Origin of the sequence: Niastella sp. OAS944 (assembly GCA_024809215.1) — a bacterium.
Lineage (GTDB): Bacteria > Bacteroidota > Bacteroidia > Chitinophagales > Chitinophagaceae > Niastella.
On sequence record JANUBW010000007.1, the window covers coordinates 156,783 to 176,430 of the forward strand.

Below are 19,648 nucleotides of genomic sequence, written 5' to 3' on the forward strand. Positions count from 1 at the left end.
TACTGGCCAGATTTTAACAGAACAAAAAAACGTGCCGGGCTTAGGGAATATTTAGGGTAGTACAAAAAGGGACGCCGATTTATTGACAATTTCACTACTTTGTAGTGCCGGTAACCTATTTATACGGCCATATATCCAATTTACCCAATAAGAGCGGGCCAATTGCCTAGATTTGTTATAGTTCCAACAAGCATGATGAAGAAGAGAATTCCATATTACTGGCTTTGCCAGTTCGTAGGCTGGAGCGCCTTTATTGTATTGTTCATATTTTTCTACCTGACCCTGCGCACCCAGGAAACGCCTTACATTTACCATGTGCTGGTAGTGGAGGCTATTATTGGCTTCGTGGTTACGCATGTGATGCGGTTTTTTATACGCAAAAACAAGATCGTTGATAAGCCGGTGAACGAACAGGTGTTTTATATAATTTTTATTTCTATCCTGTTTGCGCTATTGTATTCGGCCATTGGTACCACCCTCGAACAGTTGTTGAAAATTGAAGCGCCCAGGCAAAAGTCGATCTCATTGTTGAATAAGATCATGCGGGCATCCATGGGTTGTTTTATGTTCATTCTTATCTGGAACATGATCTACTTCGCCTATCATTATATTTTGAAAACACGGCAGGCGCAATTAGATAAGATCAGGCTTGAGTCGCTGGTAAAAGAACTTGAGCTGAAGACCATTAAAGCGCACATTAACCCACATTTCATTTTTAACGCCCTTAATAGCATTCGTGCATTGATCGATGAAAATCCCGGCCGCGCCCGTAATGCCATTACCGAGCTCAGTAATATTTTGCGCAGTAGTATGCAGGCAGAGAAAGTGGAAACAGTGCCCTTTGAAAAAGAGCTTGACATAGTTAAGGATTACCTGGCGCTGGAGTATATACGCTTTGAAGACCGCCTTAAAATCGAATATCAGATAGACGAAGATACCCTCGATCAACCGGTGCCGCCAATGATGCTGCAAACGCTGGTAGAGAATGCCATCAAACATGGCATAGGAAAACAAATAAGCGGCGGGGTTGTGAAAGTAGTGTCAGATTTTAAAGAGAACTATCACGAGCTGGTAGTGCTGAACACCGGTTACCTGAACGGACATATTCAGGAAGGCGATGGTTTTGGTTTGTTCAGTACAAAGAACCGGTTGCAATTATTATTTGGCGAAAAAGCTAATTTTGAAATAAAGCAAGTGGGATCTGATCTGGTAGAAGCCCGTATATTGATCCCTGTTGAAATAAAATAAAACCAGTTTATGATCAAAGCCATTATTATTGATGACGAACGGCTGGCACGTAGTGAGCTGCGAAAACTGCTTATGGATTTCCCTGAAATTGAAGTAGTGGCCGAAGCCAGCAATGCCGGTGAAGGCGTTGAAAAAATAGAGAATATAAATCCCGATCTGATCTTTCTTGATATACAAATGCCAGGCAAAACCGGTTTCGATATGTTATCGGAACTTGACAAAGCCCCGCATGTTATTTTTACCACAGCATACGATGAATATGCATTGAAGGCATTTGAAGTAAATGCGCTCGACTACCTGTTAAAACCGGTAGAGCCCAAACGCCTGGCCGATGCTATTCAAAAACTACACCTGCAGGAAGAGCGGGAGCAGGGGCCTATGGTGCCCGTGAATTTTAACCGCAGCATATTAAGCGAGAACGATCAGGTGTTTGTAAAAGACGGCGAGCGTTGCTGGTTTGTAAAGCTTTCGGACATTCGCTTGTTTGAAAGTGTAGGCAACTATGCAAAGGTTTACTTTGGTCCCAACAAGCCACTTATTTTAAAATCACTGAATGCCCTGGAAGAAAGGCTCGATGAGAAAACTTTCTTCAGGGCTAACCGCAAACATATAGTGAACCTGCGGTTGATTGATAAAATTGAACCTTATTTTAATGGCGGGTTGTTACTGGAATTAAAAGGAGGCGAGAAGATAGAAGTGAGCCGCCGCCAAACGGTGAAGTTTAAAGAAATGATGAGTTTATAAATTCAATTAATAAAGGGCAATGCCACGGTTATTGATCTGTTTAAAAGAACAACCGTGGCATTGTTGTCTTATCTACAAAAATTCAAAACCCATGGTTAAGCGCTACTTTGTCCTTTCACTGCTTGCTCTGCAAGGTGTTTTTTGTGAGGCCCAATCTATTGATAAGATCATCAACGCTAAAGAGGTTGAACGCATTGAACGCGTACTGAGCGCCGACGATATGAGCGGCCGTAAGATCTATACACCGGGCATAGACAAAGCCGCTGGGTTTATTGCCGACGAGTTCAAAAAAGCCAAATTACAACCCGTTGCCGGCGATTCGTATTTGCAGGAGTTTGCCATGCTGCGTACCAGTTTTGTTTCTGCAAAAGGTGTGGTAAATGGTAAACCGCTGAACCCCGATGATATTGCTGTTATAAGTGGTCAGGAGGAATTGACAATTACCCAGGCAACGGGTTACCAAATGAAGGTTGTTAAGAGTAGAGATACATTGGCCATGTTGGTAAACCGTATTGAACATGAAGGCGGTAATTACCTGTTGATGGTTGATACTGCGAACCGGAATATTTTTACCCGGTTCTTTAAAAGACCCCGTAACATGTTTTCGCCCAAATTTAATATTGTATTGGTATTGGCTAATGAAGAAGCGGGCGAATATTCAATACAGGTGAAACAATCAATTACTGCAATGCCACTTAAGAATGTAGTGGGGGTACTGCCTGGTAAGTCAAAGAAAGATGAGTACGTTATTTTCTCAGGGCACTACGATCACCTGGGTATTGGTAAACCGAATGCTGATGGCGATAGCATTTATAATGGCGCCAACGACGATGCGGCTGGTACCACTGCCGTTATCATGCTGGCCAATTATTTTGCCAGGCAAAAGAACAACGAGCGTACGCTCATCTTTGTAGCTTTTACTGCGGAGGAAAGCGGCGGGTTTGGGTCTACCTATTTTTCGCAACAGTATAAACCCGAACAGGTAATGGCCATGTTCAATATTGAAATGATAGGTACCGAAAGCAAATGGGGTACTAACTCTGCATATATTACCGGTTACGAGAAAACCAATATGGGACAGATCTTAGAAAAGAACCTGGCAAATACCGGTTTTAAATTCTATGCAGATCCGTATCCTGCGCAGCAGCTGTTTTACCGAAGCGATAATGCTACCCTGGCAAGACTGGGTGTACCGGCGCACACCATTTCTACTTCAAAAATGGATAGCGAAAAATTCTATCATACACAGGAAGATGAAATAGAAACACTCGATATGAATAACATGGCGGCCATCATAAAGGCCATTGCCATTAGTTCTACTTCGATCGTTGCGGGGAAAGATACTCCTACGAGGGTAACTGCTGATAGTTTGAAGCGATAGTATTTTAAAAGACCGTTGCAGGTTACATGTTACAAGTTGCAGGGACTTAATTTTCAGAAGCCTGATTGCTGGCATGCTGACCGATTTTATTTCCCTGTAACATGCAACCTGTAACCTGTAACTGCTCTAAAACTTCTCCAATACCCTATTCATCACTCCGGTAATTTCTTTATTACAAAGATTACCCAGGCTTCCTTCATGCACGTGGTGCAATTGTTGTTTATAGTCGAAATTGAATTCTCCTTTTTCAATTTGATTGCCTACTTCTTTATATGCTTCGCGGAAGGGAACGCCTTTGTTCACCAGTTCATTCACCGCTTCTACACTAAAGAGGTATTTGTATTTTTCATCATCCAGTATATTGCTGGTAACCGACAGGTTCTGCAACATTAACCGGGTCATTTGCAAACAGGCTTTTAACTCTTCAATGGCAGGGAATAATATCTCTTTTGTGAGTTGCAGATCGCGATGATAACCCGAAGGCAAATTGGCCAGCAATAAGGTTAACTCGTTGGGCACAGATTGTATGCGATTGCATTTGGCACGAATAAGCTCAAACACGTCGGGGTTCTTTTTATGCGGCATAATACTGCTGCCGGTGGTCAGTTCGCTGGGGAAAGAAATAAAACCAAAGTTCTGATTTATATACAGGCAGGCATCCATAGCCAGGCGGCCAATAGAGCCGGCAATACCAGCCAATGCAGTACCTATTACTTTTTCTGTTTTACCGCGGCTCATTTGTGCATATACCGAGTTCCAGTTAAGGGTTTTAAAACCTAACAATTCGGTTGTGCGTTTTCTGTTCAGCGGGAAGGATGAACCATAACCGGCGCCACTGCCCAATGGATTTTTATTGGCTACCTGGTAAGCGGCGGCCAGCAACTCCATATCATCGGTAAGGCTTTCGGCATAAGCACCCAGCCATAAACCAAATGAAGAAGGCATAGCTATTTGCAGGTGCGTATAACCTGGTAACAGGTGATCTTTAAATTTCTCGCTTTGATCTATCAGCAGGTCGAAGGTTGTTTTTACTTCTTCCTTTATTGCCAGCACCTCTGCACGCAGGTATAGTTTTATATCAACTGCAACCTGGTCGTTACGGCTGCGGCCGCTATGAATTTTTTTACCGGCTTCACCAATACGTTGGGTAAGAATAAATTCAACCTGGGAGTGAACATCTTCAATGCCTTCTTCAATTTTAAAGCGGCCATGTTCTATATCGGCGGCAATTTCTTCAAGTCCTTTTATGGCAATATCAGCTTCTTCTTCCGACATTAAACCTACTTCGCCCAGCATGCGAACATGCGCCATAGAACCCTGTACGTCGTATTTGGCCAATAGAATGTCAAACTCTTTATCGCGACCAACTGTGAAGGTTTCAACGAGTTGGGATGTATTGGTGGTTTCTTTGCTCCAAAGTTTCATAATGACTCAGTTTCCGGTTACCAGGTTCCGGTTGCCAGGCAGGCTACCAGTCTCCAGGGTTTATTAATTAAATTCATTAAGATTCGATTCAACCCACTGAATATATTTATTGATCCTTTTACTTAACAGGTCGTAATCGCTTCTCAGTTTTTTATATAGCTCAGCGTCGCTGAGAGACTTTGTTGTAAATAAAAAATCCAGATGTACTATTGTTTCATCACATTCTGATTGAGAAAATATCAAGTGTTTTATAAAATCAGCTTTATATCTTCTTCGTCCGTACCCCTCTACAATCATTGAAGTTACTGATTTAGAGGAACGTCTTATCTGGCTACCTTCTTCAAATAACTCATACTTGGGCAAGGCCATTGTCATTTTATGAACCTCAATAGCAAGTCTTTTAGACTCATTATAAATCTCTAATTCGCGGTAACTTGACATATAGAGTGTTTTTTATTATAAAATCCACTCTAATCAAAGTCATTAACCATTTTTGTATTCCCGGTAACTGGTAACAGGTAACCGGGAACCTAAAGAACCTTCTCTAACAACTTCACATACAACTCTATCCCCTCAGTCACTTCATTTATATAAATATACTCATCGGCAGTATGGCTGCGGGCTGAGTCGCCAGGGCCCATCTTCAACGCCTGAAAGGGCATTAAGGCTTTATCAGAAGTGGTAGGGGAGCCGTAGTAGGTTCTTCCCAATGCAACACCTGATTGCACCAATGGATGATCGAGGGCAATAGAGGTAGAGCGCAAACGCGTGCTGCGTGGCGCTACTTCGCACTGCACATGCTTGTGAATGGTTTCCAGAATATCTTCAAACGTATACAGCTCGTTAACACGGGTGTCAACGACAAACTTACATTGCGCAGGCACCACGTTATGGGCTTTGTTATCGGTTTCAATAACAGTTACACTCATTTTTACCGGTCCCAGCAGGTCACTAACTTTAGGGAACTGGTAGCTTTGAAACCACTCTATGTCTTTTAATGCTTTGTATATACTGTTCTCGCCTTCATTGCGGGCCGCATGTCCGGCTTTACCCTGTGCTACACAATCAAGCACCATAAGACCGCGTTCGGCAACGGCCATTTGCATTTGAGTAGGTTCGCCTACTATAGCGCAATCAATTTTACCCAGGTGGGGCAAAACCAATTCAATGCCATCTTTGCCACTGATCTCTTCTTCGGCCGAAGCGGCCAGCACTACATTGTATTTCAGGTTGGGGTGATTATTGAAATACAGGAAAGTGGCTATTAAAGCTACCAGCGGACCACCGGCATCATTGCTACCCAGGCCGAATAACTTACCCTCTTTTTCAATTGGGGTAAACGGATCGAGCGTATAGTTCTTATTGGGTTTTACCGTATCGTGGTGCGAATTCAGTAAGATGGTGGGTTTGCTGTCGTCGAAATGCGCATTACGGGCGTATACGTTGTGTTTAACGGTCTTTGCCGGTACGCCGTGCTTTTCGAGGAATGACTTTAGGATATCAGCTGTCTTATCTTCTTCTTTGCTGAAAGAAGGTGTGGTTATTAACTGCTTCAGTAACTCAATAGCGCTCTGTTGCAGTGTATGTAAGTTCGTTTTACTCATGCTACAATGCTTGTACCGGACTTGCCGGTGATGAGATCGGTTAACTGTTCAGCCTTGCCAATGATCACTTTCTTTACTCCACGGTTCAGCGCGGCAAATGCATTATCCAACTTGGGGATCATGCCGGCGAATATCTTTTGTTCTGATTTCAATTGCTGGTAGTAAGCCGGGTCAATGGATGGAATAACTGTGCTATCGTCGTTGGCATCGAGCAACACACCGCTTTTTTCAAATGAATAGATCAATTGCACATCGTACACCGTGCTCAATGCATTGGCCACTTCCTGGGCAATGGTATCGGCATTGGTATTTAGCAATTGTCCTTTTTGATCGTGGGTGATGGGCGCCATTACCACAGCTATCTGTTGGTCGATGATGCTTTTGAGCAGGCTGGTATTTACAGCATCTACATCGCCGGCAAAACCATAATCAATAGTAGGGTGGTTTCTTTTATGTGCAAGTATTACATTTCCGTCGGCGCCGCTTAGGCCAATGGCGTTGCAGTTGTTTGCCTGCAGTTGCGCCACAATGTTTTTATTTATATAACCGGCGTACACCATGGTCACTATCTTCAGCGTTTCGGCATCAGTGATTCGGCGGCCGTCGATCATTTGTTGCGGAATGTTCATTTGCTCAGCCAGTTTGGTGGCCAGTTTACCACCGCCATGGATTAGTATCTTATGGCCTTTTACTGCTGCAAAATCTTTCAGAAAAGACGATAACTTTTTTTCATCGTCGATAATGTTACCGCCTATCTTAACAACATATAATGCTGACACTGGTTGCTTGTTTATTTTTGAGATGCTAGTATTTCACTCAGTACGGCCTGAGCTGCCCAAATACGGTTCGAGGCTTCCTGTGTAACAATGCTGTTGGGGCCGTCGAGTATTTCATCACTCAATTCAACATTACGTCTTACCGGTAAACAGTGCATTACTTTGGCATTGTTGGTAAGCTCGAGTTTTTTATTGTTGAGCATCCACTCAGGATCGTTATTATAGATCTTACCGTAATCTTTAAAAGTGCTCCAGTTCTTCACATAAACAAAATCGGCATCTTTTAAAGCGGCGTTCTGATCGTGGGTAATGGTAGCGCCCTTGGTGAATTGTTCGTCCAGTTCATAATCTTCAGGGTGTGTGATCACAAAGTCGGCCTTACCCCAGGCATTCACCCATTGTGAAAAACTATTGGCTACGCATTGTGGTAATGGTTTTACGTGTGGTGCCCAGGTTAAAACGATCTTAGGTTTTTTACCAGCGGGCAGGGGATTAGCCTGTAAGCTTTCATTGATGGTAATGATGTCGGTTAAGCTCTGCAGTGGGTGCAGGGTAGCGCTTTCCAAACTCACCACCGGAATGCCGGCGTATTTAATGAACTGTTTTATATAAAGCTCGCTATAGTCGTCGTCGCGGTTCTTTAATGAAGGGAACGTACGAATGGCCAGAATATCAAAATAGTTACCCATAATGGGCGCGGCATCTTTTACGTGCTCTACAGTGCTGCCGCTCATGATGGCTTCATCTTCAAATTCCAGGGCCCAGCCTTCCTGACCTACGTTAAATACAATAGGCTCCATACCCAGGTTTTGGGCGGCTATTTGGGTGCTAAGGCGCGTGCGCATACTGGGGTTCAGAAATAACAAACCAATGCGCTTGCCGGCTCCCAATGTTTTATCTTTAAAACGATCGGCTTTGTATGCCAGCGCTTTTTTTACCAGTGCATCTATCTGCGGCACATCGTGCACACTTGTAAAATTTTTCATGCCTTTAGCGGGGAGGAATTTAAATGATGAAAGAAATATAGTGAAGGGTGAGCCTTTGCTCACCCTTTTATAATTTATGCTTCGGCGCCAACCTGAATTTCTTCTTTGATGGCTTCCAGTAACTGATCTACATCGCTTTTACGTAAGGCCAGTGAAGGCAGCAGCCTGATCACATTAGGTTTGGCCTCGCCGGTAAAGATCTTGTGTTTCCACAGCAGGTTCTTACGCAGATCTTTGAATTGTTCGGGAACGTCAAAGCCGATCATCAATCCCCGGCCGCGAACGTTTTGTAATTGTGGTATCTTCTTCAGCTCATCTACCAGGTATTGACCAACTTCGGCAGCATTCTGCATCAGGTTGTCTTTTTCTATTACTTCCAGTACCGCCAGTGCAGCTGCGCATGCCAGGTGGTTACCACCGAAAGTGGTGCCCAGCATTCCGTGTTTTGCCTGCAGGTGCGGAGCAATTATTATACCGGCAACAGGAAAGCCGTTGCCCATACCTTTTGCCATGGTGTAAATGTCTGCATTAACACCGGCATAGTCGTGTGAGAAGAATTTACCGCTTCTGCCATAGCCGCATTGCACGCTGTCGGCAATGTATACGGCGCCATGCTGATCGCACAGGCGTCTGATGGTTTGTAAAAACAACTCGCTGGCTACATTGATGCCGCCCACGCCCTGTATGCCTTCGATGATCACCGATGAAATTTCTGGTCCCTGTTCTGCGAAGCAGGCTTCAAGCGCAGCCACGTCATTGAAGGGAAGAAAAATTACATTCGATGTTTGGTTCACCGGCGCTACAATAGATGGATTGTCGGTGGCAGCAACAGCCAGGGATGTACGTCCGTGGAAGGCTTTTTTAAATGCTATTATCTTTTTGCGGCCATTATGAAAAGAGGCCAGCTTTAATGCGTTTTCGTTGGCTTCGGCACCTGAGCTTATCAGAAATAACTGATAGTCGGGTTTGCCGCTTACCTTACCCAGCTTTTCAGCAAGCTCATCCTGCAACGGCATTTTAACCGAATTGGAATAGAAGCCTACTTTATTTAACTGGTTGGTAATTCGTTCTACATAGTGCGGATGGGTATGGCCAATAGAAATTACCGCATGACCGCCATACAGGTCAAGGTATTGTTCCCCTTTGTCATCCCAAACGTAAGAGCCTTTGGCTTTTTCGATGGCGATGTTGTTAATTGGATAAACATCAAAAAGCTTCATTGTACTAAAGGTTTAACTGGCGGTTGCCCGCTCCGCATATGATTAAAAATAGTTCGCTTTCAACTTAAGGCCCGCACTCTCATCTAACCCAAAGATCAAATTCATATTCTGCACTGCCTGGCCCGAAGCACCTTTGGTAAGGTTATCGATGGCGCTATGTACCACCAGCTTGCTGCCTACCTTCTCCAGTTGAATGATACATTTATTGGTATTCACCACCTGTTTTAAAAAGATCTCGGTTTGGCTCAGCGTGGTGAATGGTGCGTCTTTATAGAAGTCAGCATACAGTTCTGTAAGCTGGTCAAGCTTCCAGTCGCAATCAACCAGTGAGCTAATGAAAATACCGCGGGTAAAATCGCCCCGCCATGGTATAAAGTTCAATGCTTCAGACACGCCATCAGTTGCTGAGGTAAACGATGGCTGCAGTTGGTGCAGCGACTGTGTTATTTCTTTTAAATGCTGATGCGTTAAAGTTTTATAGGCCTGAATATTATTGGCGCGCCATGAGAAGTGTGAGGTGCCCGATAAACCCTGGCCGGCCCCGGTTGAACCCGTAATGCCGGTAGTATAAACAGATGTAAGTAAACCGGCTTTTGCCAGTGGCAATAAACCCAGTTGAATACTTGTAGCAAAACAACCCGGGTTGGCAATGTTCTGCGCTGTCTTTATAGCTTCCTTATTTAACTCGGGCAAGCCATATACAAACTGGCGGTTGCCGATCGATGATTTTGCACTCAGCCTGAAATCCTGCGACAGGTCAATGATCCTGATCTTGTCATTTACAGTATACTCAGTTAAGAATTTACGTGCATCGCCATGGCCTACACAAAGAAACAATACATCAATGCTTCCATCCTGTAAAGGCGAAAGATCATCATTGAATGTAAGTTCGGTTTCACCTATAAGATCGGCATGAACCTGGTAAACAGGATTGCCGGTATTGCTTTTACTATTTACAAAGGCAATATCTACATGGGGGTGGTTGATCAGCAACCTGAGCAACTCACCGCCGGTATATCCGGCGCCCCCAATAATGCCTACTTTTATTTTTTGACTCATAACATTCATTATTACGTGAAACGGGAATCGGCAATAGCGCCCTAGTTTCATGGACTCACCACTTTTCAACTCCTCGTTAACTACTTCTTCTCATTCTCTTCTTTCACCGAATTATAGATCGAGGTCTGGTTACCAAAGATCTTGCTGAACCCACGTACGTCTTCACCAGTAAAGCCGGTATTCATTTCACCGTATTTGCCAAACTTGCTGCTCATGAGGTCATAGCTTGATTCAATACCTATTATCTGAAAGCGATAGGGTTGCAGGTGAACAAATACATCGCCGGTTACGTGTGCCTGGCTGTTCTCGAGGTAAGCTTCAATGTCGCGCATTACGGGGTCCATGATCTGGCCTTCATGTAACCAGTTGCCGTAGAATTGTGCCAGCTGGTCTTTCCAGTTAAGCTGCCATTTGGTAAGCACGTGCTTTTCCAGGGCATGGTGTGCTTTTAAGATCACCATGGGAGCAGCAGCTTCAAAACCAACGCGGCCTTTAATACCTATGATGGTATCGCCTACGTGTATATCTCTTCCAACGCCATAGGCACCGGCAATGGTTTGCAGGTACTGAATGGCTTCGCTGGGGTGAGCAAATGATTTATCGTTAACTGTTTTCAGTTCACCTTTTTCAAAGTGGAGTTTTACTTCTTCACTACCTGTTTTGGTAACCTGTGTTGGCCATGCTTCTTCGGGTAACATACCTTTTGAAGAAAGTGTTTCTTTACCGCCAACGCTGGTTCCCCATAAGCCTTTGTTTATTGAATAAACGGCTTTGGCGAAGTTCATGTTAACGCCTTTGCCTTTCAGGTATTCAATTTCTGCTTCGCGGCTCAGCTTCAGATCGCGGATGGGGGTAATGATCTCAACACCGGGAATGAGAATATGGAACACCATATCAAAACGAACCTGGTCGTTACCGGCGCCGGTGCTGCCATGGGCAACTGCATCGGCTTTCAGCTTTTGGGCGTGTTCTGCAATATGCAGGGCCTGGCTCAAACGCTCGGCACTTACACTTAATGGATACGTGTTGTTCTTTAACACGTTTCCGTAAATGAGGTATTTTATAATGCGATCGTAATATCCTTTTATGGCATTAACCGTGGTATGTGTTTTTACACCCAGGTTATAAGCGTGCTCTTCAATTTTTTTCAACTCCTCATCGGTGAAGCCACCGGTATTTACAATAATGCTATGCACTTCGTAACCCTGATCTTCGCTCAGGTATTTAACACAAAATGTAGTGTCTAATCCACCGCTGAAACCGAGTACAACTTTCTTTGCCATCTTCGCAGAAATTGTTTTTAGAAATTAAAAAAGTAGTGAAAAAAGGATTTGATCTTGCCGGCGCCACCGCCAGAAGCGTCTTTGTCTTTGGTATTGCTCTGCGAGTCTTTATCGTCTTTAAAGAAGGGCCTCAGCAATTTCCATTGTTTTATACGTAACATGCGTTCGAAAACGCTTTTCTTTTCTTCGAAGAACTCTTTGGTCTCCTGTGGCTCGTAGTGATCTTTTGGATCGTACAGCATAGCTGTGCACAAACAGTTCTTACGCTCTTTGCTCATGAGTATCTCATAGTTCACACAGCTTTTACAACCAGCCCAAAACGCTTCATCCTGTGTAAGCTCTGAATAAGTTACGGGCTCATAGCCCAGGTCGCTGTTTATTTTCATAACAGCAAGCCCGGTAGTAAGACCGAATATCTTTGAGTCGGGATATGTTAACCGGCTAAGCTCGAATATCTTTTTCTTAATAGCTTTTGCCAAACCGCCTTTGCGGAAGTTAGGCGATACAATGAGGCCCGAGTTGGCCACATATTCGCCATGGCTCCATGTTTCGATATAACAAAAGCCAGCCCAGATGCCATCCTGGTTAAAGGCGATCACCGCTTTGCCTTCACGCATCTTCTGTTGTATATACTCGGGCGAACGTTTTGCTATACCAGTTCCACGGGCTTTCGCGCTCGCGGCCATTTCATCGCATATGATTTGGGCAAAGCTGAGGTGTGATTCGTTAGCTACAATAACCTGAAATTGATGTTGGGTTTCCATTTTTGAAACAAGGCTAAATGTGAAAAATGCAACGGCTTAAAACATTGTGCCCGGGAAATTGGCTTTTTAGAGGAATTGCCATTCCGGTCACTACAATACATGCTGTATGGTAACGTAAGTATCAACGTCGCACCCTTACGGGGATAGGTTGGAAGAAAAAAACTGTACTGAGACGTACAGGAAAAACCCCACGCACTATAGTAATCACGCTTTGCGCGACTACATCAGCGAGTATTATGGTGAGATTTTTTTGCATTTTAGACGGGTATGCTTTTAATTCAATGTTTTTGTCACCGCAAAGAAAAACACTTTTTTAATAATAGTGGGGATTTTTAGTGTAAAATTTTAGCTAATTCCCCAAATTATAATTCCGTGCGGCTCAATTGCAAGCTGCTACCTAACAGTTGTTATAACAACACACTTACTAAAAAGTTCAATTCTGTACTTAAATGATGCGGGTGGGCACCGAGTGAATGGCTGCGCTCATTTCTCTTATCAAAGAAGCATCTTTTTCAATGGCATTGCCAATGACGATCACGTCGGCACCAGCTTTACAATTGCGATAGGCCTTCTCGGGGTCGGTAATGCCGCCACCTATTACTAAAGGCACTTCTATGATCTGTGCTACCTTTTCGATCATGGCTTCGGTAATGGGGCGTTTGGCGCCACTGCCGGCATCCATGAACACGAGTTTCATACCAAGCATTTCACCAGCCATGGCAGTGCACATGGCTATTTCATTCTTATCGGCCGGAATGGGGGCGGCGTTGCTGATATAGGAAACTGTGGTAGGCGCTCCGCCATCAATGACCATGTAACCGGTTGAAATGATCTCGAGCCCGCTTTGCTTTACAAAAGGGGCAGAGATAACATGTTGACCGATCAATAGTTCTGCATTGCGTCCTGAGATCAGGGATAAATAAAGCAATGCATCGGCATATGGAGTTATTTGTGACGGGCTGCCCGGAAACAGGATTACCGGAATGTCACAATTTTTTTTGATCTGTTGTACTACCTCATCGAGCCGGTTGGTAACAACCAGGCTGCCACCAACCAACAAGTAATCAACCCGTGCTTCGGTGGCCAATGCAGTTAACTCATCAATTTTTTCTACCGTAACCTTGTCTGGGTCAATCAGTACTGCAAATGATTTCTGTCCTTTCTCTTTGTGTTGCAGTAGGGATTGATAAATGCGATTCGTCATGCTGGGTTATTGGTGACTACAAAAATGCAAAAACTTTTCCAAAGGGGCCATAAGCGAGGGAAACTTTTACGATATATTGTTTTTCAGAGGCTTATATGCGGGTAAAAAGAGTATCTGTTTGAAGGGAAGTTTTTTGGGCAAAGAGGCCTGCTCGTGAAATGTCAAACGTGAAACGTGAAAGGGTTTCCTAATGTCGGGGCTCGCGCAGTATGCAACCTACCGCACCGGCCGGCAGAAAGGCAGACAGGTTGCAATAAATTTCAGGCGGTTATAAATTAATTATTAGTCTCAATGAACGCGAGTCCTTTCACGTTTGCCGTTTCACGTTTCACGCCCCGAAACTCCCAACCATCCTCACTTTCATTTGTTCTATTATGATATGGTCATACAAAAAATCAACCCCCTTATAGATAGCATTTTTTTTCAAAATAACCTACAAAAAGTAATCAACATTGCACCGTATTCTGTGCAAAAATCAAGTAAAGCACACCCAGCTTGCATCACAGTATTTTCAACATGGCTTTTCCACAGCTGTGCATATTTCCGGGTCGGAAATTTGCCCTCACTTGGATATTTTCGTTCTCACCCTATTCCCTCTACCCTCATTAAATTCACTTGTTAAAAACTTAGCAACCTATGCCCAGCAAAAAGCAATCGAAAGGCTTACAGTTCAATCGCCGCTTCACGCGCGAAGGCGTTTCCGTTTTTGATCTGTTTGAGTATGATTACCGAATGTCTGTGATAAGGAACCCTAGTGGCGAAGTGGTGTTTGAAATGAATAATGTAGAGGTGCCAAAGCACTGGAGTCAGATTGCTACCGACATTCTGGCCCAAAAATACTTCCGCAAGGCAGGCGTTCCCCAACAAGATGGCTCGCTGGGTCGTGAAACTTCTGTGAAACAGGTTGCCCATCGCCTCGCTAATTGCTGGCGCGTATGGGGTGAGAAATATGGCTATTTCGCATCGGCACAAGATGCTGAAATATTTTATGAAGAACTGGTCCATTGCATTCTGAACCAGTCATGTACACCCAATAGCCCCCAATGGTTCAATACCGGTTTGTTCGAAAGCTATGGCATTAAAGGTAAACCCCAGGGGCACTATTATGTTGATGCAGAAGACGGCCAGTTAAAAAGATCAACTTCGGCCTATGAGCGTCCACAACCACATGCCTGTTTTATATTAAGTGTTGAAGATGATTTGGTTAACGATGGTGGTATTATGGACCTGTGGATGCGTGAGGCCCGTATATTCAAATATGGTAGCGGTGTGGGCACCAATTTCTCCCACATCAGAGGTGAGGGTGAAAAGCTAAGCGGTGGCGGTACCTCAAGCGGCCTTATGAGCTTTTTGAAGATCGGCGACCGGGCAGCCGGCGCTATTAAAAGCGGTGGTACTACCCGCCGCGCAGCTAAAATGGTTTGTTTAGATCTCGATCACCCCGAGATCATGGATTTTATAAACTGGAAGGTTGAAGAAGAAAAGAAAGTAGGCGCCCTTATAGCCGCCGGTTACCCCAGCGATTATGAAGGCGAAGCTTACAGAACGGTGAGCGGTCAAAACTCAAACAACTCCATTCGTATTCCCAATGAGTTCTTTGAGAAGCTGGAGAAAAATGAAGAATGGGAGCTGAAGGCAAGAACAGATGGCAGAATAATGAAACGTATTCCCGCCCGTGAAGTATGGAACCAGATTTCTTATGCCGCATGGCGTTGCGCCGACCCCGGTACCCAATACGATACTACCATAAATGAATGGCATACCAGCCCCAAGGGTGGCCGCATCAATGCCAGTAACCCATGTAGTGAATATATGTTCCTCGATAATACGGCCTGTAACCTGGCAAGTGCCAACCTGCGCCGTTTTTATAACGAGGCTACCAATACGTTCGATGTAGAAGGTTTTGAATATGTATGCCGCCTGTGGACGGTTGTACTTGAAGTGAGTGTGCTTATGGCGCAGTTCCCTTCAAAAGAAGTGGCCCAGCTGAGTTACGATTACCGTACACTTGGTTTGGGTTATGCCAACCTGGGCTCCATGTTAATGGTAATGGGTATACCATACGATAGTGAAGAAGCCCGCGGCATTGCAGGCGCCATTACCGCCATCATGACCGGAATTGCTTATAAAACGTCGGCCGAACTGGCTTCTATCTTAGGGCCCTTTGCCCGTTTTGAAGAGAACAGGGAAGATATGCTGCGTGTAATGCGCAACCACCGCCTGGCGGCTTATGATGCAGATGAATATGAAAAGCTGCACATTAAACCACAGGGTATAAAAGCAAAATATAGTCCCGATTACCTGCTGAAAGCTGCTACCAAAGCGTGGGACGAAGCGGTGCAATTAGGTGAGAAATATGGTTACCGCAATGCCCAGGTTACTGTAATAGCGCCAACCGGTACTATTGGTTTGGTAATGGATTGCGATACCACTGGTGTAGAACCCGATTTTGCCCTGGTTAAGTTTAAGAAATTAAGCGGTGGCGGTTACTTTAAGATCATTAACCAGAGCGTACCAACTGCATTAAAGAACCTGGGTTACAATGCCCGCGAAATAGAATCAATTGTTAAGTATGCTGTGGGCGCCGGCACTTTTGTAGGTGCGCCGCACATCAATCATCAAACGCTAAGCGAAAAAGGATTTATTGCCGAAGAGATCAGGAAATTAGATGCAGCTGTAGCTTCTGCATTTGAAATAGGATTCGTATTCAATGTTTACACCCTCGGAGAAGAGTGCCTGCAACGACTGGGATTCAAACCCGAGCAGTACTTTAATTTTGAATGGAGCCTGCTCGAAGCTTTAGGCTTTACCGATGAGCAGGTAGAGGCCGCCAATGACTACATCTGCGGTACCATGACCATCGAGGGCGCTCCATTCTTAAAGGCCGAGCATTTGCCCGTTTTTGACTGTGCCAACAAATGCGGTAAAAAGGGCGTGCGTTACATTCATGCCCATGGCCATATTCGTATGATGGCTGCCGCACAACCTTTCTTAAGTGGTGCTATTTCAAAAACCATTAACCTGCCCAATGAAGCAACGGTAGAAGAAATTGCCGATGCCTACATGATGAGCTGGCAACTGGGTTTAAAAGCCTGCGCTTTATATCGCGATGGCAGCAAGCTAAGCCAGCCGCTCAGCAACAAAAGCGACAAGAAAAAGAAAACGGAAGAAGAGACCAGCCAGCAGCAACCTGCCGCTGAACCACAAGAGTCGAACATTGTTGACCTTGGTAAGCTAACCATTACTGAATTGCTGGACGAAGTACAGAAACGTGTTCAGGCATCGCCCGATACCAAACTGAAACGGGAACTGGCGCGCATTGTAGAACGAAGAACATTACCGGCAAAACGCCGTGGCTTTACGCAGAAAGCCAAAATAAACGGACAGGCATTATTCCTGCGCACCGGTGAGTATGGCGATGGAACGGTAGGCGAGATATTTATTGATATGGCTAAAGAAGGCGCCACCATGCGTAGTATGCTTAACTGTTTTGCCATAGCTATTTCAATTGGTTTACAATATGGCGTTCCACTGGAAGAGTATGTTGAGAAGTTCGTCTTCACCCGCTTTGATCCCGCCGGTATGGTTGACCATCCGAACATCAAGAGCACCACGTCTATCGTTGACTTCATTTTCCGTGCCCTGGCTTATGAGTATTTGGGTAGAACTGACCTGGTACACGTTCTCGACAAGCCCGAAGTAATGAACACAGGCACCGATGACTGGGATGAAATTCCTACTTCACTGGAATATGAAAAAAAAACACCCCCATTGAGTGATGTGCGCATTGTTCCGGCCAAACCGGCGAAGGCGCCCGATACCGAATCTTTAAAACCAGTAAAAGCCACTGTTAAAAAAGCAGAAGCAGGCATAGATGCCATTAATGCAGCAGCTAAGAGCATGCAAAGCGATGCGCCCGCCTGTAATACCTGCGGACATATTACCATCCGCAGCGGAACCTGCTATAAATGCCTTAATTGCGGTAATAGTATGGGCTGTAGTTAATTGATTGTACGTACCCGTTCCAATATCCATCAGTCCTTTTAAGAAGGACCCATTAAACACTAATTTTGGACGGTTATATTTTATAAACTTCAATCCGCTCATTTTTATGGGCGGATTTTTTTGTGCCTATAATTCATGTCAAAGGAACAAACATATCATATTGAGCCTTCAGGCTGTCGCACTTTTGCATTTCTTTATATGATCTATAGTATTAATTCAATTCGGGTATTCGTTTTACCTTTGTAAAACCCAACCGACGATGAAGATTAAAACTCCTTTTATAATACTTGCCATTTGTTTGGCCTTCCTGGCTTCTTCCTGTAACCGGTACATCACGCCTACCGAAGCAGCCAACGGAAAAGCCCGTTGTAACAGAGGTTTGCGATAGAACGGATCATGTCTGTACTTAATTGATGCAGACAGACCGGGACAAATACGATTCTTTATAAAGAACGCCGTGCCAATGGTTTAAATGCCTGAAAATCAATTTATTTCTATTAATGGTAGGCTTATTCAATTGAAAAAAATGTAAATTCTTTTTAATTGCAAGAACTTCTAATTGAAAAAATACTTCATTCTTTTTAATTGAATGTGCATTTGATTGAAACAACTGTACATTTTTTTTAATTGTATGGGCGTCTAATTGAAACAATTGTACATTCTTTTTAATTGTATGTGCTCTCAATTGAAAAAACTCTTCTTTTTTTTTAATTCAAAGAACTTCTAATTGAAAAAATTCCTCATTCTTTTTAATTGAATGTGCATTTGATTGAAAAAACTGTACAATCTTTTTAATTGTATGGGCTCCCAATTGAAAAAACTCTTCTTCTTTTTCAATTGAAATAATTTCCAATTGAAAAAATTCATCATTCTTTTTAATTGGAGGAACCTCCAATTGAACAAACAGTTCCTTTTTTCAATTCAAAAGATTTGTAATTGAATTATTCCCTCTTTTTCAATTAAATCCCGCCCTAAATTCCAACGGACGGGCAATTGATCCTGGAGAATAAAAAATACCCGATCACCCCAAGTGCCAATAAAGTGCCGCTTTAAATGTTTAATAAATTGATATTTAGATAGTTGTTGTAAAATCTTCCTTGTGGATAGCACCACAAAGTGGTATTGTTATCGCCCATTTTCCTAAGTACGTTTGCAAAACGAATATTGCCCTCTGCTCAAGATATATCAGACCGTATTTACTAAACCTTCAAGTATAGCCATTAAGAACAAGTTTTTTGTCCTGAAAACAGTAAAATCCTGTTACACAGGTTGTTTCATGTGCACTGCTGGACAGGGTTCATTAATTTGAACCCTGTTTTTCGTTCTGCCTTAGCTTGGAATCCTTACTTTTACGCCCTTAATTGGGGGAAAACTGAATGACAGTTCAATTTGGTTATGATAAAAAGCAGGTGATACAGGCTTTACGCTATCACTTTTTAATGCGTCGGGAAATTAAAGTCCTGCTGATACTTATAAACGTATTTGCTATTACCTCTGCTATCTTGTTTGCATTGAAGAAGATACAGCCGATCTCATTTCTAATATTTTCCTTTTTGTGGTTTATGCTTATGCTGGTGATCTGGCGTATACTGCCAGGCAGCATTTACCGCAAGTCGCTCACTTTTAAGGACCATTTTATTATGCATTTGCTCGATGAGAATGTGGTGCTGGAGACCGAAAAGGGCTCAAATGGCTGGCCCTGGAAAAAGTTCAGCTACTTTGTTGAAAGCCCTTTCTTTTTTCATTTGTACTTCGACGCACGCTCGTTCTTCCTGGTGCCAAAAGATTCGTTTCAATCCATCACAGATTTGCAGGCAGCCAGGGATCTGTTGAAAGAAAAGATAGGGAAGAATAAATAGAAGTTACCGGTTCCCTGGTGCCAGTTGCCGGGGAATACAGCGGTTAAAGGGAATAGTACCTGGCCGCGCAACGGGTAACCGGAAACCGGC

The 19,648-nt window shown here is 43.8% G+C and carries 16 protein-coding genes; 6 read left to right on the top strand and 10 right to left on the bottom strand.

Translation table 11 applies throughout. The features are described from left to right. The first annotated feature begins 192 nt into the window (after positions 1–192). From GGD38_RS25060 to GGD38_RS25070, 3 genes are all read left to right on the top strand, one after another. Complete coding sequence (locus GGD38_RS25060) at positions 193–1,248, top strand: sensor histidine kinase (RefSeq protein ID WP_375296858.1); 1,056 nt, start codon at positions 193–195, stop codon at positions 1,246–1,248. Between the two features lie 9 nt (positions 1,249–1,257). Continuing rightward, positions 1,258–1,992 carry a LytTR family DNA-binding domain-containing protein gene (locus GGD38_RS25065; protein WP_207625781.1) on the top strand — a complete coding sequence of 245 codons (735 nt, stop codon included), beginning with the start codon at positions 1,258–1,260 and terminating at the stop codon, positions 1,990–1,992. Positions 1,993–2,083: 91 nt separating this feature from the next. Continuing rightward, positions 2,084–3,373, top strand: a complete 1,290-nt coding sequence (locus tag GGD38_RS25070; RefSeq protein WP_375296857.1) for a M28 family peptidase — start codon at positions 2,084–2,086, stop codon at positions 3,371–3,373. A gap of 126 nt (positions 3,374–3,499) precedes the next feature. Here GGD38_RS25070 and argH read toward each other — a convergent pair whose 3' ends face one another. The 10 genes from argH to GGD38_RS25120 form a co-directional block, all read right to left on the bottom strand. Further along, positions 3,500–4,798, bottom strand: coding sequence for an argininosuccinate lyase (gene argH, locus GGD38_RS25075; protein WP_375296856.1), 1,299 nt, complete (start codon positions 4,796–4,798; stop codon positions 3,500–3,502). Positions 4,799–4,861: 63 nt separating this feature from the next. Further along, positions 4,862–5,239, bottom strand: coding sequence for a four helix bundle protein (locus GGD38_RS25080; protein ID WP_375296855.1), 378 nt, complete (start codon positions 5,237–5,239; stop codon positions 4,862–4,864). 89 nt (positions 5,240–5,328) lie between these two features. Continuing rightward, complete coding sequence (locus GGD38_RS25085) at positions 5,329–6,402, bottom strand: M20 family metallo-hydrolase (RefSeq protein WP_375296854.1); 1,074 nt, start codon at positions 6,400–6,402, stop codon at positions 5,329–5,331. Next, positions 6,399–7,181: an acetylglutamate kinase gene (argB, locus tag GGD38_RS25090; protein WP_375296853.1), complete on the bottom strand. Its 783-nt coding sequence runs from the start codon at positions 7,179–7,181 to the stop codon at positions 6,399–6,401. The genes GGD38_RS25085 and argB overlap by 4 nt, the downstream gene beginning before the upstream one ends. Before the next feature lie 11 nt (positions 7,182–7,192). Next, a complete protein-coding gene (locus GGD38_RS25095) occupies positions 7,193–8,164 on the bottom strand; it encodes an acetylornithine carbamoyltransferase (protein WP_375296852.1) in 972 nt (323 codons plus the stop codon). 74 nt (positions 8,165–8,238) lie between these two features. Next, positions 8,239–9,384, bottom strand: a complete 1,146-nt coding sequence (locus GGD38_RS25100; RefSeq protein WP_375296851.1) for an aspartate aminotransferase family protein — start codon at positions 9,382–9,384, stop codon at positions 8,239–8,241. A gap of 42 nt (positions 9,385–9,426) precedes the next feature. After that, positions 9,427–10,443 (bottom strand): N-acetyl-gamma-glutamyl-phosphate reductase, encoded by a 1,017-nt coding sequence (argC, locus tag GGD38_RS25105; protein ID WP_375296850.1) that lies wholly within the window; start codon positions 10,441–10,443, stop codon positions 9,427–9,429. Positions 10,444–10,523: 80 nt separating this feature from the next. Next, positions 10,524–11,726, bottom strand: coding sequence for an argininosuccinate synthase (locus tag GGD38_RS25110; protein WP_375296849.1), 1,203 nt, complete (start codon positions 11,724–11,726; stop codon positions 10,524–10,526). Positions 11,727–11,743: 17 nt separating this feature from the next. Further along, a complete protein-coding gene (locus GGD38_RS25115; protein WP_375296848.1) occupies positions 11,744–12,412 on the bottom strand; it encodes a GNAT family N-acetyltransferase in 669 nt (222 codons plus the stop codon). 523 nt (positions 12,413–12,935) lie between these two features. After that, a complete protein-coding gene (locus GGD38_RS25120; protein WP_375296847.1) occupies positions 12,936–13,694 on the bottom strand; it encodes a geranylgeranylglyceryl/heptaprenylglyceryl phosphate synthase in 759 nt (252 codons plus the stop codon). Positions 13,695–14,330: 636 nt separating this feature from the next. On the opposite strand from GGD38_RS25120, the gene GGD38_RS25125 reads away from it, so the two are divergent. The 3 genes from GGD38_RS25125 (at position 14,331) to GGD38_RS25135 (ending at position 19,558) form a co-directional block, all read left to right on the top strand. After that, positions 14,331–17,699 carry a vitamin B12-dependent ribonucleotide reductase gene (locus tag GGD38_RS25125; protein ID WP_375296846.1) on the top strand — a complete coding sequence of 1,123 codons (3,369 nt, stop codon included), beginning with the start codon at positions 14,331–14,333 and terminating at the stop codon, positions 17,697–17,699. A 259-nt stretch (positions 17,700–17,958) separates the two neighbouring features. Continuing rightward, positions 17,959–18,087: a hypothetical protein gene (locus tag GGD38_RS25130; RefSeq protein ID WP_375296845.1), complete on the top strand. Its 129-nt coding sequence runs from the start codon at positions 17,959–17,961 to the stop codon at positions 18,085–18,087. Positions 18,088–19,075: 988 nt separating this feature from the next. Continuing rightward, positions 19,076–19,558: a YcxB family protein gene (locus GGD38_RS25135; protein ID WP_375296844.1), complete on the top strand. Its 483-nt coding sequence runs from the start codon at positions 19,076–19,078 to the stop codon at positions 19,556–19,558. Positions 19,559–19,648 lie beyond the last annotated feature (90 nt).

Excerpts from the sequence above, each read along its gene's own strand:
- GGD38_RS25085 (WP_375296854.1), bottom strand. The coding sequence starts at position 6,402 with ATGAGTAAAACGAACTTACATACACTGCAACAGAGCGCTATTGAGTTA.
- argH (WP_375296856.1), bottom strand. The coding sequence starts at position 4,798 with ATGAAACTTTGGAGCAAAGAAACCACCAATACATCCCAACTCGTTGAA.
- argC (WP_375296850.1), bottom strand. The coding sequence starts at position 10,443 with ATGAGTCAAAAAATAAAAGTAGGCATTATTGGGGGCGCCGGATATACC.
- GGD38_RS25080 (WP_375296855.1), bottom strand. The coding sequence starts at position 5,239 with ATGTCAAGTTACCGCGAATTAGAGATTTATAATGAGTCTAAAAGACTT.
- GGD38_RS25130 (WP_375296845.1), top strand. The coding sequence starts at position 17,959 with ATGAAGATTAAAACTCCTTTTATAATACTTGCCATTTGTTTGGCCTTC.
- GGD38_RS25120 (WP_375296847.1), bottom strand. The coding sequence starts at position 13,694 with ATGACGAATCGCATTTATCAATCCCTACTGCAACACAAAGAGAAAGGA.
- GGD38_RS25110 (WP_375296849.1), bottom strand. The coding sequence starts at position 11,726 with ATGGCAAAGAAAGTTGTACTCGGTTTCAGCGGTGGATTAGACACTACA.
- GGD38_RS25125 (WP_375296846.1), top strand. The coding sequence starts at position 14,331 with ATGCCCAGCAAAAAGCAATCGAAAGGCTTACAGTTCAATCGCCGCTTC.
- GGD38_RS25065 (WP_207625781.1), top strand. The coding sequence starts at position 1,258 with ATGATCAAAGCCATTATTATTGATGACGAACGGCTGGCACGTAGTGAG.
- GGD38_RS25135 (WP_375296844.1), top strand. The coding sequence starts at position 19,076 with ATGACAGTTCAATTTGGTTATGATAAAAAGCAGGTGATACAGGCTTTA.
- GGD38_RS25100 (WP_375296851.1), bottom strand. The coding sequence starts at position 9,384 with ATGAAGCTTTTTGATGTTTATCCAATTAACAACATCGCCATCGAAAAA.
- GGD38_RS25060 (WP_375296858.1), top strand. The coding sequence starts at position 193 with ATGATGAAGAAGAGAATTCCATATTACTGGCTTTGCCAGTTCGTAGGC.
- GGD38_RS25070 (WP_375296857.1), top strand. The coding sequence starts at position 2,084 with ATGGTTAAGCGCTACTTTGTCCTTTCACTGCTTGCTCTGCAAGGTGTT.
- GGD38_RS25115 (WP_375296848.1), bottom strand. The coding sequence starts at position 12,412 with ATGGCCGCGAGCGCGAAAGCCCGTGGAACTGGTATAGCAAAACGTTCG.
- GGD38_RS25095 (WP_375296852.1), bottom strand. The coding sequence starts at position 8,164 with ATGAAAAATTTTACAAGTGTGCACGATGTGCCGCAGATAGATGCACTG.